Annotated in this window: 15 protein-coding genes and 1 tRNA gene; 10 read left to right on the top strand and 6 right to left on the bottom strand. The window is 40.3% G+C overall.

Annotation, left to right across the window (positions count from 1 at the left end; all coding sequences use genetic code 11):
• The first annotated feature begins 22 nt into the window (after window positions 1-22).
• Window positions 23-511 carry a very short patch repair endonuclease gene (locus FVB9532_RS03925; protein WP_150543903.1) on the top strand — a complete coding sequence of 163 codons (489 nt, stop codon included), beginning with the start codon at window positions 23-25 and terminating at the stop codon, window positions 509-511.
• A complete protein-coding gene (locus FVB9532_RS03920; protein ID WP_317132286.1) occupies window positions 483-1628 on the top strand; it encodes a methionine aminotransferase in 1146 nt (381 codons plus the stop codon). Before FVB9532_RS03925 ends, FVB9532_RS03920 begins: the two co-directional genes overlap by 29 nt.
• A gap of 74 nt (window positions 1629-1702) precedes the next feature.
• On the opposite strand, the gene FVB9532_RS03915 is transcribed toward FVB9532_RS03920, so the two are convergent.
• Window positions 1703-2158: a hypothetical protein gene (locus FVB9532_RS03915; protein WP_150543902.1), complete on the bottom strand. Its 456-nt coding sequence runs from the start codon at window positions 2156-2158 to the stop codon at window positions 1703-1705.
• A gap of 197 nt (window positions 2159-2355) precedes the next feature.
• On the opposite strand from FVB9532_RS03915, the gene FVB9532_RS03910 reads away from it, so the two are divergent.
• The 5 genes from FVB9532_RS03910 to FVB9532_RS03890 all read left to right on the top strand — a co-directional run bounded on the left by FVB9532_RS03910 (window position 2356) and on the right by FVB9532_RS03890 (window position 5170).
• Window positions 2356-3063, top strand: a complete 708-nt coding sequence (locus tag FVB9532_RS03910) for a hypothetical protein (protein ID WP_150543901.1) — start codon at window positions 2356-2358, stop codon at window positions 3061-3063.
• Between the two features lie 4 nt (window positions 3064-3067).
• Window positions 3068-3697: a hypothetical protein gene (locus FVB9532_RS03905; RefSeq protein WP_150543900.1), complete on the top strand. Its 630-nt coding sequence runs from the start codon at window positions 3068-3070 to the stop codon at window positions 3695-3697.
• On the top strand, window positions 3673-4407 hold the full coding sequence (locus FVB9532_RS03900; RefSeq protein WP_150543899.1) for a sensor histidine kinase: 735 nt from the start codon (window positions 3673-3675) through the stop codon (window positions 4405-4407). Before FVB9532_RS03905 ends, FVB9532_RS03900 begins: the two co-directional genes overlap by 25 nt.
• Complete coding sequence (locus FVB9532_RS03895; RefSeq protein WP_150543898.1) at window positions 4391-5068, top strand: response regulator transcription factor; 678 nt, start codon at window positions 4391-4393, stop codon at window positions 5066-5068. Before FVB9532_RS03900 ends, FVB9532_RS03895 begins: the two co-directional genes overlap by 17 nt.
• A gap of 30 nt (window positions 5069-5098) precedes the next feature.
• Window positions 5099-5170 (top strand) — tRNA-Arg (locus FVB9532_RS03890).
• On the opposite strand, the gene FVB9532_RS03885 is transcribed toward FVB9532_RS03890, so the two are convergent.
• On the bottom strand, window positions 5168-6112 hold the full coding sequence (locus FVB9532_RS03885) for an L-threonine 3-dehydrogenase, SDR-type (RefSeq protein WP_150543897.1): 945 nt from the start codon (window positions 6110-6112) through the stop codon (window positions 5168-5170). The two genes, FVB9532_RS03890 and FVB9532_RS03885, sit on opposite strands and share 3 nt — an antisense overlap.
• A 140-nt stretch (window positions 6113-6252) precedes the next feature.
• Between FVB9532_RS03885 and FVB9532_RS03880 the strand changes: the two genes are divergently transcribed.
• From FVB9532_RS03880 to FVB9532_RS03870, 3 genes are read left to right on the top strand one after another with little or no spacing between them, the layout of a single operon-like run.
• Complete coding sequence (locus FVB9532_RS03880) at window positions 6253-6870, top strand: hypothetical protein (RefSeq protein ID WP_150543896.1); 618 nt, start codon at window positions 6253-6255, stop codon at window positions 6868-6870.
• Window positions 6867-7358 carry a nuclear transport factor 2 family protein gene (locus FVB9532_RS03875; protein ID WP_150543895.1) on the top strand — a complete coding sequence of 164 codons (492 nt, stop codon included), beginning with the start codon at window positions 6867-6869 and terminating at the stop codon, window positions 7356-7358. The genes FVB9532_RS03880 and FVB9532_RS03875 overlap by 4 nt, the downstream gene beginning before the upstream one ends.
• Before the next feature lie 50 nt (window positions 7359-7408).
• Window positions 7409-9481 (top strand): M13 family metallopeptidase, encoded by a 2073-nt coding sequence (locus tag FVB9532_RS03870; RefSeq protein ID WP_150543894.1) that lies wholly within the window; start codon window positions 7409-7411, stop codon window positions 9479-9481.
• Window positions 9482-9683: 202 nt separating this feature from the next.
• Here the strand turns inward: FVB9532_RS03870 and FVB9532_RS20025 are convergent, their stop codons facing one another.
• The 4 genes from FVB9532_RS20025 to FVB9532_RS03845 form a co-directional block, all read right to left on the bottom strand.
• Window positions 9684-9839 carry a hypothetical protein gene (locus FVB9532_RS20025; protein ID WP_394349645.1) on the bottom strand — a complete coding sequence of 52 codons (156 nt, stop codon included), beginning with the start codon at window positions 9837-9839 and terminating at the stop codon, window positions 9684-9686.
• Between the two features lie 773 nt (window positions 9840-10612).
• Window positions 10613-12562 (bottom strand): OmpA family protein, encoded by a 1950-nt coding sequence (locus tag FVB9532_RS03855; protein ID WP_150543893.1) that lies wholly within the window; start codon window positions 12560-12562, stop codon window positions 10613-10615.
• Window positions 12563-12589: 27 nt separating this feature from the next.
• The gene (locus FVB9532_RS03850; RefSeq protein WP_150543892.1) at window positions 12590-13522 is read right to left on the bottom strand and encodes a PorP/SprF family type IX secretion system membrane protein; all 933 of its coding nucleotides are present in this window, start codon (window positions 13520-13522) and stop codon (window positions 12590-12592) included.
• A gap of 25 nt (window positions 13523-13547) precedes the next feature.
• On the bottom strand, window positions 13548-16376 hold the full coding sequence (locus FVB9532_RS03845; RefSeq protein WP_449405560.1) for a T9SS type B sorting domain-containing protein: 2829 nt from the start codon (window positions 16374-16376) through the stop codon (window positions 13548-13550).
• Window positions 16377-16399: the final 23 nt, after the last annotated feature.

Genomic DNA, 16399 nt, shown 5'->3' with positions numbered 1-16399 from the left:
TCATTTTTTATATCTTTTTAAGGTGACCTATAAAAATGAAAAAATAAAAGTTCCCCGTTTTAACGAAGCGTCCGGCTTTTATACTACTAAAAAGCGGTCAAAAATCATGTCGAAAATTAAGGGGAAAGATTCTAAACCGGAAGTGAAGTTTAGGAAAGCCCTTTGGCATTTAGGATATCGATACCGTAAAAACTACAAGAAGCTAATTGGGAAACCCGATATTGTTTTTCAAAAATACAAAACCGTCATTTTTATTGATGGCGAATTTTGGCACGGCTACAAATGGAATGAGAAAAAAGAGAACATAAAATCCAATCGCGCTTTTTGGATTCCGAAAATAGAGCGCAACATGCAACGGGATCAAGAGGTGAATCAAGCACTACAGCAAGATGGCTATCAAGTATTCCGCTTTTGGCAAAAAGATATTAAAGAAAATCTAAACTCCTGTTTAGAAGAAGTTATAAAACACTTAGAAAATATAGATGATGAACCTATCTTCCAAACTCCCTAACGTGGGAACCACCATATTCACCAAAATGAGCAAATTAGCTCAGGAATACAACGCCATTAATCTTTCTCAAGGTTTTCCTGACTTCCCTCCTAACCCAAAATTAGTAGAATTGGTAAAACAGGCGCTGGATAACAATCATCATCAATATGCTCCACTAGCAGGATTAGGTTCACTACGAGAAACCTTAGCTGAAAAACTTAACAATAGCTATCAACTTAAATATTCCGCGGAACATGAAATCACAATTACCGCAGGAGCTACTCAAGCTATTTTCACAGCTATTTCAGCTTTTATACAACCCAATGACGAAGTCATCGTTTTTAAGCCGGCTTACGATTGCTATGAACCTGCCATAGAACTATATGGCGGCAAACCTGTTTTGGTTGAAATGAGAGCTCCTGAATACAAGATTGACTGGCAAGAAGTTTCAGCAAAAATAAATGCCAATACCAAAATGATCGTGATCAACACTCCTCACAACCCAACAGGAACAGTTTTAGAAAAAGAAGATTTGCTTCAGCTTCAACAATTAACTGAAAATACAAATATTCTAATACTGAGTGATGAAGTTTACGAACACCTCATTTATGATGGCAAAGAACACCAAAGTGTAGCTCGATTTCCAGAATTGGCCAAACGTTCTTTGATCACTTATTCCTTCGGAAAAACCTTTCACGTCACCGGATGGAAAATCGGTTATTGTGTTGCTCCAAAAGTATTGATGAAAGAATTTAGGAAGGTACACCAATACAATGTATTCTGTGTAAACCATCCGATGCAATGGGCATTAAATGAATATTTACAAAACCCGGAACATTATATAGAGCTTTCAGCTTTTTATCAAGAGAAACGGGATTTTTTTCTAGCACAAATCAAAGGTTCTAGATTTCAATTTATTCCGGCGCAAGGCACCTATTTTCAAACCGCCTCTTATAAAAATATCTCCAACGAGAAAGATACCGATTTTGCCTTACGATTAATAAAGGAAAAAGGATTGGCAACCATCCCCGTTTCTGTATTCAATAAAAATCAAAAAGACGAACAGATTCTCCGGTTTTGCTTTGCCAAAAAGAAAGCAACTTTATTAAAAGCAGCAGAAATTATCACATCTATATAAACAAAAAGGTGAGCTTACGCTCACCTTAAAAACAAAACAAATATCAAACTTTAAAAAATTTGAATGAGAAACTCTTAATCAAGGTCAATTTTCATTTCAATAATTTTATCCTTGTTATAAGAAATATTCACAGGGTACGAAGTATGTTCCCATTCACGGCAAACCTCTTTTCCGTGATTAGCATCTAATAAGTCATTTAAAGCAAACCTTTTTTTAGAGAGATCGTCTTCTCCATAAAGCTTATATAACTTATCAATTAAATTTTTTACTTTTAACAGATTGGCACTTGCGCCTTTTTTTCTAAGGCAAACACTAGCCTTATTGCTTATTTTATTTTTTTGAATTTCAATTTTATCAAAAACATAAACTTTCTCTTCCTTTTGTTTAAAAAGTATTCGCTCTACATCATTCTCAGAAGAAGAATATTCTAATACGCGTAAAGCTCTATCAATATTCTCCGACTTAATATTTAATAAATCGAAAATAGCTGTTTCTGGAACCATTACTGAAGATAATAAAGTTGCATTCATAATATTAGACTTTAGTTTTTGTGTTATTTCAACATGGTAAAGTAAAGCAAATCAACGCTTTTAATCCTCAGTAGTAATCCCCAAAATTAAAAAAGGGGAAAAACCCCTATTGATTAATTTTAGAGAAAAAACCGTGTTAAATAAAGCTTAATTTATTTAAATTTACCCTACAAACTAAAAACCAAAAATTATAGATTATGAGTGACCTCACCACTATTAAAGAAAATATTCAAAATTGGAATTTGAATAGAAATGGAAAAAACGCAATAAAATTTCTTAACTCAGGGAACGGTTTTTTAATATCTGAAAATGATTTTAAAAACTGGTCAGAAATAAAGCCGACACCCAACAACATTAATTGTTACTTAGCCATTAATAAAAATAACGATTTTGTTATTTATCTAGTAGATGACATAACCGATTCTAGTGGAAACTATACTGTAGGTGTAAATTTATTTGAAAAGAGGTTTGAAGAATATTTTGATAATTTACCTGGCCTCTCGAACTCGCTACTTAAAAGCACTTTACCTCCTAGTGAAGCAGATAGCCGCATCACCAATTGGGTATTATGTTCAAATGCTTGGATTTGCCATAAACAATCTTTACGCCAAGAAAAAGAAAGCGTAGAGCAAGGAGAAATGGTACAGGTATTTACGATTCCATTTTTAGATTTAAAGGACCTTTTTATAAATAAAAAATTTGAAAACCTTAAAGCTACGTTTGCTTTAAAATATTATGAAACCAAAGAAGTGCAAGGCTATGATATGGAAGTTATCTTAGCGAAAACCGATTTTAATAACGACCCAGAAGCAGGAGTTAGTTTAGTAAAGGAATCTTTTGCTGATACTTCTCATCCACATCCTCCCTATAGTTTAACCCCCAATAAATTTAATTTGCTTAGATAGCAATATGAAAGAAATACAGGATTGGGTTTGGATTGGTTTAGATTTAACGATAAACCTTATACTTTTGGTAGGTTCATTTTTATTTTTAAAAACCAAGACTAAAAATCCTTTAGGATACTATTTATTAATTTTATTAGTAATTCAAATTATAAATAGTATCCTAGCAAAATTAGTACTCTCAAATTTAAATTTAGTCTCAATATCGTATTATTTCAACTTTTGTTATTTAACTTATTATTTTTACAAATACTATTTTGAACTAGAAAAGAAAAAATTTTATTTATTATTGGGCTTAGGATGTTTACCTTTAATAATCAAGCTTGTTTTTCATAGTAGTCTTACAAATTTTAAGGCTTACGATTGGGTAATTTATGATGGCTATTTAGTTATACTTACTCTGTTAGGTATATTCAAATTGTTACAACAACAAGAGTTTAATAATAATCATTTGATTATTTGCTTTTCAATTCTCTTATTTTTTGGAATTGATTTTTCAATTTCATTCGTCAATAATTATTTGTTATTTGGAAAATTTGAAATTGTAGCTTGGGTATGGTTAGTACGAGCAATAGCATTATTACTATATTTTCTAACCTTAAGTATTTGCACGTGGAAAATTTTGAAGAAAGCATAGCCCCCATTCAGTGGATTCTAGGAAACCTACTCCTATTTTTAGGATTGCTGGTTTTTATTGCTATACTTGTTCGCAAATACGTACAACGCATCAAGGAAGAGTCGAAGATCAAGCTGAGCCATCAAAAGGCCTTGCTAGAATCCAGTATTGAGATTCAAGAACGGGAAAGAAACCGGATTGCTTCTGAAATTCACGATAATCTAATTGCTCAATTATACCAGGTAAAACTATTGAATAATGAAAAAGAGCTGGGCAGTTACATCACCAAAAGCATTCAAACCGCCAGAAACATTTCACATGAGCTTTCTCCTCCACTCATAGAAAACCATACCTTAGAAGAGATGTTGGAAGCTTTTCTATTTCCCTTACAAAGAGAATATAACATTCATTTCTTTAAAAGTAATACCGAAGGAATTGTTTTTGACAATACTGTAAAACTACACTTGTTTAGGATTTTTCAGGAAGTTCTTACTAATATCCAAAAGCACGCCCAAACCGAAAAAATAGATATCAGCTTAAAAATCACGATTGATTATGTATTATTGGTTATTGAAGATTTTGGCGTTGGTTTCAAGCCTGAAAACATACAAAAGGGCTTAGGTACCAAAAATATTGAACTGCGTGCCAAACAGATTCACGCTACCTATAAATTTAAACCCAATTTCCCACAAGGAAGTAAATTTATGTTAGTTTATGACTACACCACCTAAGACTACTTTAGCCATTTTAGAAGACGATAAATTGGTGGCCAATTTATTACGGGATTTCTTAAATGCTGAAGAAGAGTTTCAAGTAATTTTCATCGGTTATTCATTAGTGGAATTTATTGAAAAATTGAAAACCGAACCCACTCCCGATGTCATTCTAATGGATTTAAAGCTAAAAGATGGTTCTGGGGAAGTTTTGCTTAATCACTGCACTAAAAACGAGATTGATACCAAAAAAATAATTATATCTTCTCATTACCAACCTATTTACATTGGGTATATGTTTAAACTAGGTGCCAATGCGTTTTTGCCTAAAGAAATTGAAAAAGATCAACTGATCCCGATTATTAAAAATGTAGCCAAAAACGGACATCATTTTAACGAAGATCAATTAGAGGTTCTACGTTCACAAATGCAAGCAGCACCTCCCAAAGTACCTTTAGGAAATGTCAATGATCTTAGTGGACGCGAAGTAGAGGTACTAAAACTCTTATGCAATCAACTTACCGCTAAAGAAATTGCAGAAAAACTGTTTTTAAGTCAGAAAACCATTGAAACCCATAAAAGTAATCTTCTTCAAAAAACAGGAGCCAAAAATATTGCAGGACTTATTATATTTGCAGCGAAAAATAATCTCATCAATGTAGATGATATCGCTATTTAAATTCTAGCAATTTACTGGAAGTTATTTAACAGCCCCGTAGTTCAATGGATAGAATAGAAGTTTCCTAAACTTTAGATCCAAGTTCGATTCTTGGCGGGGCTACTTATTCTTGAGACCTTTCAGCATTGCTTTGGTCATTTTTTCTAAGTCAAACTCATGCTTCCAATTCCAATCTTTTTGAGCTTGAGAATCGTCTATACTGGAAGGCCAAGAATCGGCAATAGGTTGTCTAAAATCCGGTTCATAAGAAATCTCAAAGTCAGGAATTTCAGCTTTAATACTTTCTGCCAATTGCTTGGGGGTAAAACTAATTCCTCCTAAATTATAAGAAGATCGAATGCTTAACTTTTCTGCTGGAGCCTCCATCAACGAAATGGTAGCTCTAATCGCATCGTCCATAAACATCATGGGCAAAGCGGTTTCTTCACTTAAAAATGAAGTGTATTTTTTGTGGCTCAAAGCTTCGTGAAAAATTTCAACCGCATAATCGGTGGTTCCGCCACCCGGTTGGGTTTTGTAACTAATTAAACCGGGATAGCGAATGCTCCTTACATCTACCCCATATTTTTTATAGTAATACTCACACCAACGTTCCCCGGTTTGTTTACTAATTCCGTAAACGGTCGTAGGTTCCATCACGGTTGTTTGCGGAGTATCAAGTTTAGGTGTCGAAGGTCCAAACACCGCAATACTTGACGGCCAGAATACCTTTTCTATTTTCTTGTCTTTAGCTAAATTCAATACATTAAAAAGCGAATCCATATTTAAACTCCAGCCACGCATCGGGAATTTTTCGGCTGTAGCACTTAACATCGCTGCCATCAGGTAAACTTCATCTACCTCATAGTGCATCACAATATCTTCAATGGCTTTATAGTTGGTCGCATCTATTTTTTCAAAAGGCCCCGATTTCATGAGTTCTTCACTTCCTTCTCTTATATCACTCGCAATCACATTGTTTTCGCCATGTTTTTCGCGTAATGCCAAAGTAAGTTCAGTTCCTATTTGTCCGCAAGCACCAATTATAAGTATCTTTGTAGCCATTCTTTTGAAAAATTTTTAATTTAAAGCCTCTTTATCGCTAATTTTTTATCAAAAGAACAATTTTTGAGGATGATTACAAAATCTTTTTTAGGCTTCTAAACGAATAAATTTTACTATATTTCGCCGTATTTATTTTATTGATGAGATTTACAAAAACATACCTATTTTTTGCCGCTATTTTATTGTGTTGGGGCTTTGTGGCATGTGAAGGCAAAGAAGAAACGACTTCTGAAGAAAACGCTTCCTTTCATGAAAAAAACGCTCAAAAATTTTCGCAAAAATTAGAAATTCCCAAGAATAGAAATGTTGAATTACTTCCGGAAGCAAAAACAGCTACCACCAATTGGATGGCTTACCTCACTACAAAAAATGAAATTGAACGCTTAGAGAATTTCACTTTTCAAGAAGTGGTAGACAACAGCAATAACATGCTTCGTTCAATTACCGAAATGCAAGATTCTATTCCTGAAAAATTTCAAGAAACACCTATTAAAGCCCGGTTAAATGTATTGCTTACCAAAGCTCATTTATTATCGCAAGAAGCCAAGCGGCAACAACCCACAGCAGAGAATATTCAAGAATTAAGCAAAGATTTATACATCGCTTTTGGCAATTTGGAAATTCAATTAAATGAAGTTTTCCATAAACCGCTAGAGGATTTTGAGTTTGAATTGGATGAACGCAATAAAAGACAAGATAGTCTGGCCAAATTAAAACCAGATTCCATCCCTAACCTTCAACTCAAAAAGAAAAAATGAAAAGAGTGCTAATATTATTTCTTGCTTTTATTTCACTTCCTATCTTTTCTCAAGAAAAAGAAAAAATTCAGCAACAATTAAACAACTGGCATCAGGCAGCAGCAGCAGCTAATTTTGATGACTATTTTGGGTTAATGACTGAAAATTCTGTATTTATAGGAACCGATGCTTCAGAAAACTGGAACTTTAGCGAGTTTAAAGAATTCTCTAAACCTTATTTTGATAAAGGACAAGCTTGGGATTTTACTCCGCTAGAAAGAAATATTTATATAGCAGAAGATCATCAATTCGCTTGGTTTGATGAATTACTGGATACTCAAATGGGGATTTGCCGTGGTTCTGGAGTGATGAAAAAAGTGAACAACCAATGGAAAGTTCAGCATTACGTACTATCTATTACTATTCCTAATGAAAAGGTTTCAGAAATAAGATTAATCAATAAAGAACACGATAAGCCTTTAATAGATAAATTAAAGCAGAAAAAGTAACAAAACTTAAGGATAAGCTACAAACAAACATAACTGTTAAATTTTAAATGATGAAAAAAAGAGTTCAACCCTTACTTTTACTGGCGACGGCTTCTATTTCTCTTTTTAGTTGCAAAGAGGAAGGCAACAAGGAAGTAGTTCAAGTAGAGGAAGAAACCACTCCCGGTATCGAATTAAAATATATGGATACTACAGTGAGCCCAAAAAGCAATTTCTACGATTATGCTAATGGGAATTGGATGAAAGAGACTGAAATTCCGGAAGACAGAACATCTTGGGGAGGGTTTCAAGTATTAAGAAAAAGCACCGATGATGATGTTTTAGCGATTATCGACAACGCTCAAAAAAGTGAAAAATACGGACCTGAAACCGACCAAGCAAAAGCATTAGCAGTTTTTGAGACACAATTGGATACGGTAGCCAGAAATGAAGCAGGATTAAAACCGCTTCAACCGGCTTTGGAAAAAATTAAAAGCATCAAAGATGTAAAAGATTTACAGGAAGTTATTGCAAAAAATCCGGCAACGGTTTCAGATCCATTTTTTGGAATTGCAGCTTTCTCTAACCCCTCTAATAGCAATATCAATTCAGCTTACATCACGACAGGAGGTTTAGGTTTACCCAACCGTGAATACTACACCGACCAAGATGAAAAATCTAAAGAAATTAGACAGCAATACGTAGATCATATCACACGTATGCTTCAGTATTTAGGAGATAGTGAAGAGAGTGCTAAAAAACAAGCGGAAGAAATTTTAGCTTTTGAAACCCGCTTGGCTGAACCTAGATTAGATAAGGTAGCAAGCCGTGATTTTAGAAATTTCAACAATCCAAAAACTATTGCTGAAATTCAAGAAATGGTTCCGGCGATTGATTGGAAAAAATACATTAGCGATTTAGGGGTTGAAAAAGAACTGGATACCATCATCGTTATGCAGCCAAAATACATGGAAGAACTTCAAAAAGTATTGGCTGAAGGAGATGTTGATAAATGGAAAACCGTTATGCGTTGGTCCACGCTAAACAATGCTGCAGGAAGACTTACTACAGAATTGGATAAAGCCAATTGGGATTTTTACAGCAAAACTTTAAACGGAGCTAAAAAAATGCGTCCGGCAAAAGAGCGTGCTTTAGCTACTACCAACGGAACGGTTGGAGAAGCTTTAGGACAACTTTATGTAGATGAAAAGTTTCCACCGGAAGCTAAAGCTAAAGCTGAAGAAATGATTGCCAACGTCATCGCTGCATACCAAAATAGAATTGAGCGTTTAGATTGGATGACCGACAGCACCAAGCAAAAAGCAATTGAGAAGTTAGATAAATTTACCGTGAAAATTGGTTATCCGGATGAGTGGGAAGATTATTCTAAATTAGAAGTAAGCGCCGATAAAGGTTATTACGATAATATGACTGCCGTTTCAGAATGGAATTTCAGAGACAACCTTTCTGAAATCAATGAACCGGTAGATAAGAAAGAATGGGGAATGTCACCACAAACGGTGAATGCTTATTTCAATCCATTTAATAATGAGATTGTATTCCCTGCTGCTATTTTACAACCACCTTTCTATAACTACAAAGCTGATGCTGCTGTAAATTACGGTGGAATTGGTGCGGTAATCGGTCACGAAATCTCACACGCTTTTGACGATAGTGGAGCTCGTTTTGATGCCGATGGAAACCTTAAAAACTGGTGGACCGATGAAGATTTAGAGAAGTTTACCGAAAGAGGAAATCAACTTGCAGAACAATACAGTGATATTGAAGTATTAGATAGCGTTTACATTAACGGAAAATATACCTTAGGTGAAAATATTGGAGATTTAGGAGGCGTATTAGCTGCTTATGACGGTCTTCAAATGTATTATAAAGAGCACGGACGTCCCGGTAAAATAGATGGCTTGACTCCAGAACAACGTTTCTTCCTTTCTTGGGCGACTATTTGGAGAACAAAGATGAGAGAAGAGGCTTTACGTTCTAGAATTAAAACCGATACGCATTCTCCCGGAATGTATAGAGCTTACGTACCACTTCAAAACGTAGATGCTTTTTATGAAGCCTTTGATATTAAAGAAGGAGATTCTATGTACTTAGCACCAAAAGAGCGTGTAGCCATTTGGTAATCACTCCATACTTTTTGAGTCATCCTAAAAAATAGGTTGACAGTTTTAACAACTATTAAATTGATCCCTAGAAGCTAGCTTCTAGGGATTTTTTATGATATGTTTCTATAGATTGCTGAACCAATAGCTTTAGCTCTTTGCCTGTATTACATTTCTTTATTAAAACCCGTTAATGCGTTCTGCTTATGCATTCTGATAAGCATCATATCCGTCGCATGGATGGTATTGCATTCGAGCATTTCAATTCCCGATCACAATGATGTACCAACTCTTTAGAGGACTTCCTTTTTCTGTTGGCCCTCTTCATTGCTTTTACCACATTATCAGCACTCATATCATCACTTAGGTGATATCCCATTATTTTTCTACTGAAAGTATCTGTCACCAAGCAGAGTTAATGGGTACTTTCTCTACGTTTGACATAGGTGATTTCACTTACAAAATACTGTTCCGGCCTAACCGGCTTTGCTTCTTTGATCAGGTTGGTATATTTTTTTAACCTCTTGATTTTTTTGGTGGGTGGACACAGGCAAGATTGGGTAATTTGCTCCAATCTAAGGTACCGTGTTTTCGTAACCAAACCAAAATGCTCCTTCCCTGAATACCATAAGCCTTTTGAGCTTGCTTGTAGACCATCTCGCCTTTTCTACCTAATACCACGACCAATTTAAAGCCTAAATTGTAATCACGCTAAGTACGTTTATTAATTGATCTCTTTGGAGGATTCATAAATAAGTTGAAATTTTGTCAACTTATTTTAGGACGGCACAGTGTTTAAATAAATTGAAGAAAAAATTCTTACTAACCTAGAACAGGTTAAAAGTTTAATCGGTTCTATAAATGTAAATGATAATAATAGAGAAGGGTTAATAGGAATTAATGCCATCACAGAGATTGACAAAAAGCAGGGATATGCCTGTAAACTAAAGAATGGCCAAGCAATTCCCATAGCAAAAAGAAAATACCTCGAGCTTGTTAAATCCCTTCATATGTAGGCTTAAGCTTCCCTTAAAAACTACCTTGTTCTATTAGCACAAACAAAAAAAGCACCCCCTATCGATATAGAGGGTGCTTTAAATACCATCCGCACAGCACCAAAAGGTCCTGTAAGGTTGTTATAACAGGGCTGTTTTAATTGATCACAATAAATTCACTTCGCCTGTTGAGCTGATGTTCCGCCTCGCTACATTTTACCCCATTGCTACAGTTATTGAGCAGCATGGTCTCCCCATAGCCCCTGGCCGTCAAACGCCTACGATCTATCCCGTGGGTCACCAAATACTCCAAGGTGGATTTTGCACGCCTGTCCGATAACCTCAGGTTATAGCTGTCACTGGCCCGGCTATCCGTATGGGAGCGTATATCTATCTTCATATCCGGGTACTCTTTTAATACTTCCACTATCTTCTGTAGCTCCACCTCTGCATCCGGACGTATATTGGATTTGTCAAGATCAAAATAGATCATGGGGATGTTCAGTATTTTCGCCAGGTCCGTTCCCTTGGTCATTTGTGGCTTGGGCTCCAGCTCAAAATCATGTTCCCTGTCCACTTGCTTTGCAACGGAATAATCATCGGCACTGGAATACCCTTCCTTACCGGCCTTCAATATATAGGCGGGCTCATAAGCTACCTCCGTGTCATAAGCGCCCCCTTCATCCGTGGTCAAGGTCTGCAACAGGACATTGTTGACATCGAATACCTCTACCCTGGCGTTGGCTATGGGCATATGGGTCTTGACCTCCATTACCTTCCCGTGCAAACGGCTCTTGATATATACCTGCCTTATGGGTTCCTTTTCTATAAAACCATAAATATTGTCAAAGCTTTCCCCGGTCCCCGTACCTATACGGTTCGAACTTACATAGCCCAGGCTGTCCCGTACCACATAACATATATCGTCAAAGGAAGAGTTGATGGGCCTGCCCACATTTAAGATCCCACCTTCAATGCCATTTTCCCCATCCTGAAGCTTTACATAAAAAACATCATAGCCCCCTAGGCCAAAATGACCGTCGGATGAAAAATATAGATTGTTGTCCGCACTGATAAAGGGAAAGGACTCCCGACCGGGGGTATTGATCTTTTTGCCCAGGTTCACCATTTCCCCCAAACTACCGTCACCACCGATCGGGGCGTAATATAGGTCCGTCTGGCCCTCGCCACCTTTGCGGTCGGAAACAAAATATAAACGGTCCTCCCCTACATTTAGCATGGGGTGCGCCGTATTATAGGTATCCCCATTGATCGTTAGGTCCTCTTCTCCGGTCCATTTACCATCCACCAGGTGCGCCCTGTAGATCTTTAGGTATAGCGGGGAGCCTTTATCCAGGCCCTTGGGCTCGGTCCTGGTAAAGTACATCGTCTGCCCGTCCTTGGTGAAAACAGGGGTCGACTCATGGTACTTCCCCTCTATCCCGCTTTTAAAAAGCCGGGGGGACTTTTCCGATAATGAGTCGTCCCCTATGCCCACTTCATATAAGTTCAAAAAGGGCTGCCCGTCCCATTTGCTCCTCCGGCGGATCAACACCCCTTTGTCCCGGCTGGAGGCAAACACCATTTTGTCGGTACCCAAATATGCACTGCCAAAATCAATCCCCTCACTATTGAAAGGTTCCTTCTTTAGGTCGTAGCGCCCAGAATTCTGCTCTATCAAATCCAGATAGTCCCCGACAGATAGATAGCCTTCCTCCGTTTTGTCCAAATTCGATAGGTACCTATCATAATATTCCTCCCCCAGGCCTTCAAGGCCCACCGATTTTAAAGACTGCGCATAGCGCAGGTTATAGATATTCGGCTGGTCCTTGCTCAGGGCATAGAGCTCCCCGTACCATTTCGCGGCATCTTCGTACCTCCCGTTAAGGTAGTAACTATTGCCCAGCTTCTGGAAAAGCTCTACCGACCTGTACCCCTTATTGGCAACGGACTCATATATATCGGCTGCTTCCATATAATTATACTTGGAATAGGCCGATTGCGCATCTGAAAGTTTTTTGCCCTGTCCCAGCACCTGGGCACCAATAAAAAGAAACGTGATAACAACAAGGCCCTTTATTTTTGTAATGTATTTTCTTAAACTCATAATCTGCTTTGGTTTGTTATGTTTTAACTAGAAAAAACGGGGGCTTATAATACCACGATCGGAGCCCCCCAGCTCAAACCTTAGGAAAAACTCATGGGATCCACTGTTATAGTTCGATAAATCCGTGAGATCATGGTCATAGGCATAGCCCACAAAAATGGCCCTCGAAAATTGAAAACCGATCAGCCCACTTACTGCCGAATCCCAGCGGTAGGCAGCTCCCGCCGTCAACTTGTCCCATAGCAAAAAGTTAGCCGAGGCATCAACGGCAACCGGCGCTCCTTCCACGGCCTTGGCCAAAAGGGCAGGCTTGAACTTTAAATCTTGGCTCAAATCAAAAACATAGCCCCCTATCAGGTATACATTCATCTTCTCCTTGGCCTTACTCACACTGGCAGTGTCATAATGGTCCGTCTCCAATAGGTTAGGTGCCGATAGCCCTACATACCAAGTGTCACCACTACGGAAATAAAGGCCCAGACCGATTACCGGTGAGGTCAGGTTCTCTACATTATTGGAAGGGCTGAACGAAGGGTCCGTCACATCATTTGGGTTCAGCTTACTGTAATCCACATCCAACATATTCACCCCGGCCCCCAATCCAAAAGAAAAATACGCTTCCCTTTCATTTAAGGGAAGGGTATAGGAAAAGTTGGTCGTAATGTTCTTCTCCACGGATATCCCTATCTCATCCCTAAAGAAGGTAAGGCCGCCACCAACCCTTTCGCCCAAAGGGGAGCTGACCCCAAAATTAAGCGTCTCCGGGGCCCCCTCAAGCCCTACCCATTGTGATCTATATAAGCTGGTAAAACTGAGCAGCCCACGGCTCCCCGCATAGGCAGGGTTCACCGTCTGGGTGTTGTACATATACTGGGTAAACTGCGAATCCTGTTGGGAATGCCCCTTAGGGCCAAAGGCCAAAAGGACAAGTAAAACCGGTAATCTATATAAATACTTCATGTTGTTCTTCTTAAGTTATTCCTTGTTAATCGTTACCATTGTTGATATATAGATAACCGCTTTTCTGCAGGACATCACCGCCTTCTTGACCATCTATATTGAATTGATATTCTATAATGTAGAAGTAGTTCCCTGTGGGAAGGCCGGACGAACCACTAAGGGTACCATTGGAAGTGGAATACCCCCTGAATACATGGTCCTTGTTATCGTAACCCTCGGCACTGAAGACCTCTTTCCCCCAACGGTTGAAGACCTTCACCCTATTGTTAGGGTAACACTCGATACCGTCGATCTTGAAATAGTTGTCATAAAGGCTGTTATCCGTGTTTACCGCATTATGGATATCCCCTTTGGTTATCTTACAGGCAACGGTCACCTCTTGTACATAGGTCTCTGAATTACCGCAACCATCGGTGGCCACCCATTCCCGGATCAACTTATAGCGGTGACCGCAATCTCCATCCTGCTCTGTTTCGCTAAAGCTTACCTCTACATCGGAACAGTTGTCTCGGGCCAATAATTCTGCCGCTGCCGGAATGGCATCGCAGGTGGCAAAGGTGTCCCCGGGAAGGTCACTGATAAATACAGGCGCTGTGGTATCCTCTATAAATATATATTGCGTGTGCTCACGTGCATTGCCGCACGCATCGGTCGCCACCCAATTCCTGACAATGGTAAAGGTATTCGCACATAACTGGTCTTCAACAGTCTCCGTATAGCTAAGCGTTGCCGCCCCACAGTTATCACTGGCCGTTATCCTAGGCGCATTGGGTACCCCCTGGCCACATTCCAGTACCAGGTCACCCGGTAGCCCCTGATCAAATGTGGGGGCCTGGGTATCTATCACCTCTATCGCCTGGCTGTGCGTTACCGCATTGCCACAGGCATCGGTCGCCGTCCATTCCCTGATCAGCGTATACTCATTGGCACAGTCACCTGCTATGGTACTTTCCTGGAAAACAACCGTCGCACTGCCACAATTGTCGATTGCCGTTAAGGTCGCTACCGCAGGCAGCGCATCACACTGAACAATCATATTGTTGGGAAGGCTTTCTACAAACTCCGGAGCGGTTTGGTCACCCCCGCTATGTACCATCGTTACCGTAAAGTCACTTGTATAACAACCGCCACTCATCGTGAAGGTCCTTGCCAAGCTCCAGGAACAGCTGTCACCGGTCAGTACCTGACCGCTAAAGCTTGCCGTTACCGCTCCACAGCTATCGGAATAGGCGTTCTCCAGTACCAGCACATCATTTGTTATGGGGAGCAAAATGCCTATCCCTATCTCATCGGCACACGCGTTCACCCCTGTAAAACCTTCGGGGGTAAATACCGTTACCGTACTATCGTCCTCGGTATTGCTGTTGTTGTCCGATAGGTCCGTAGTGGTCTGGGGATCGCCGTTGCCATCGGTATAGTTACCCGTGGCCACCGCCTGGTTGGAAACATTTCCGTTGTCCACATCGGCCTGCGTGACCGTATAGGTCGCCGTAAAGCTCGTATTATCCACTGCACCGGGGGCCAAACTCGGCAAACTGCCGCTTACCCCTACCAGTGGGTCATCAATGCTGATGTCCGTTAGGGTCACATCTCCCGTATTGGTCAACGTGAACACATAATCGATCGTCTCGCCCGCCTGTGCAAAGCCATCGCCGTTCTCATCATTGAAGGTCGCGGTCTTGATCAAGGCTATGCCAGGGTTCTGGGACAATGGGGTCTCCGTGGTACCGTCCCCGGTAGTACTGTTGTTGTCCGAAAGGTCCGTAGTGGTCTGGGGGTTCCCGTTGCCATCGATATAGTTACCTGTGGCCATCGCCTGGTTCGAAACATTTCCGTTGTCCACATCGGCCTGGGTGACCGTATAGGTCGCCGTAAAGCTCGTATCATCTACTGCGCCGGGGGACAGACTTGACAAGCTGCCGCTTACCCCTACCAGTGGGTCATCAATGCTGATGTCCGTTAAGGTCACATCACCGGTATTGGTTACACTAAAGGCATAATCGATCGTCTCGCCCACCTGTGCAAAGCCATCGCCGTTCTCATCATTGAAGGTTGCGGTCTTGATCAAGGCTATGCCCGGGTTTTGGTTGAACGGGGTCACCGTCGTATCGTCCTCGGTAGTACTGCTGCTGCTCGATAGGTCTTCCGTGGTCTGGGGGTTCCCGTTGCCATCGGTATAGTTACCTATGGCGGTCGCCTGATTGGATACATTTCCATTATCCACATCAGCTTGGGTGACCGTATAGCTCGCCGTAAAGCTCGTATCATCTACTGCGCCAGGGGACAGACTTGACAAGCTGCCGCTTACCCCTACCAGTGGGTCATCAATGCTGATGTCCGTTAAGGTCACATCCCCGGTATTGGTCACGCTAAAAGCGTAATCGATCGTCTCGCCCACCTGTGCAAAGCCATCGCCGTTCTCATCATTGAAGGTCGCGGTCTTGATCAAGGCTATGCCCGGGTTTTGGTTGAACGGGGTCACCGTCGTATCGTCCTCGGTAGTACTGCTGCTGCTCGATAGGTCCTCCGTGGTCTGCGGGTTCCCGTTGCCATCGGTATAGTTACCTGTGGCAGTCGCCTGGTTGGAAACATTTCCGTTGTCCACATCGGCCTGGGTGACCGTATAGGTCGCCGTAAAGCTCGTATCATCTACTGCGCCAGGGGACAGACTTGACAAGCTGCCGCTTACCCCTACCAGTGGGTCATCAATACTAATGTCCGTTAAGGTCACATCTCCCGTATTGGTCAACGTGAACACATAATCGATCGTCTCGCCAGCCTGTGCAAAGCCATCGCCGTTCTCATCATTGAAGGTCGCGGTCTTGATCAAGGCTATGCCAGGGTTCTGGGACAATGGGGTCTCCGTCGTACCGTCCG

Origin of the sequence: Mesonia oceanica, assembly GCF_902499555.1 — a bacterium.
GTDB classification, from domain to species: Bacteria; Bacteroidota; Bacteroidia; order Flavobacteriales; family Flavobacteriaceae; genus Mesonia; species Mesonia oceanica.
This window is presented reverse-complemented; position numbering and strand designations above follow the sequence as displayed.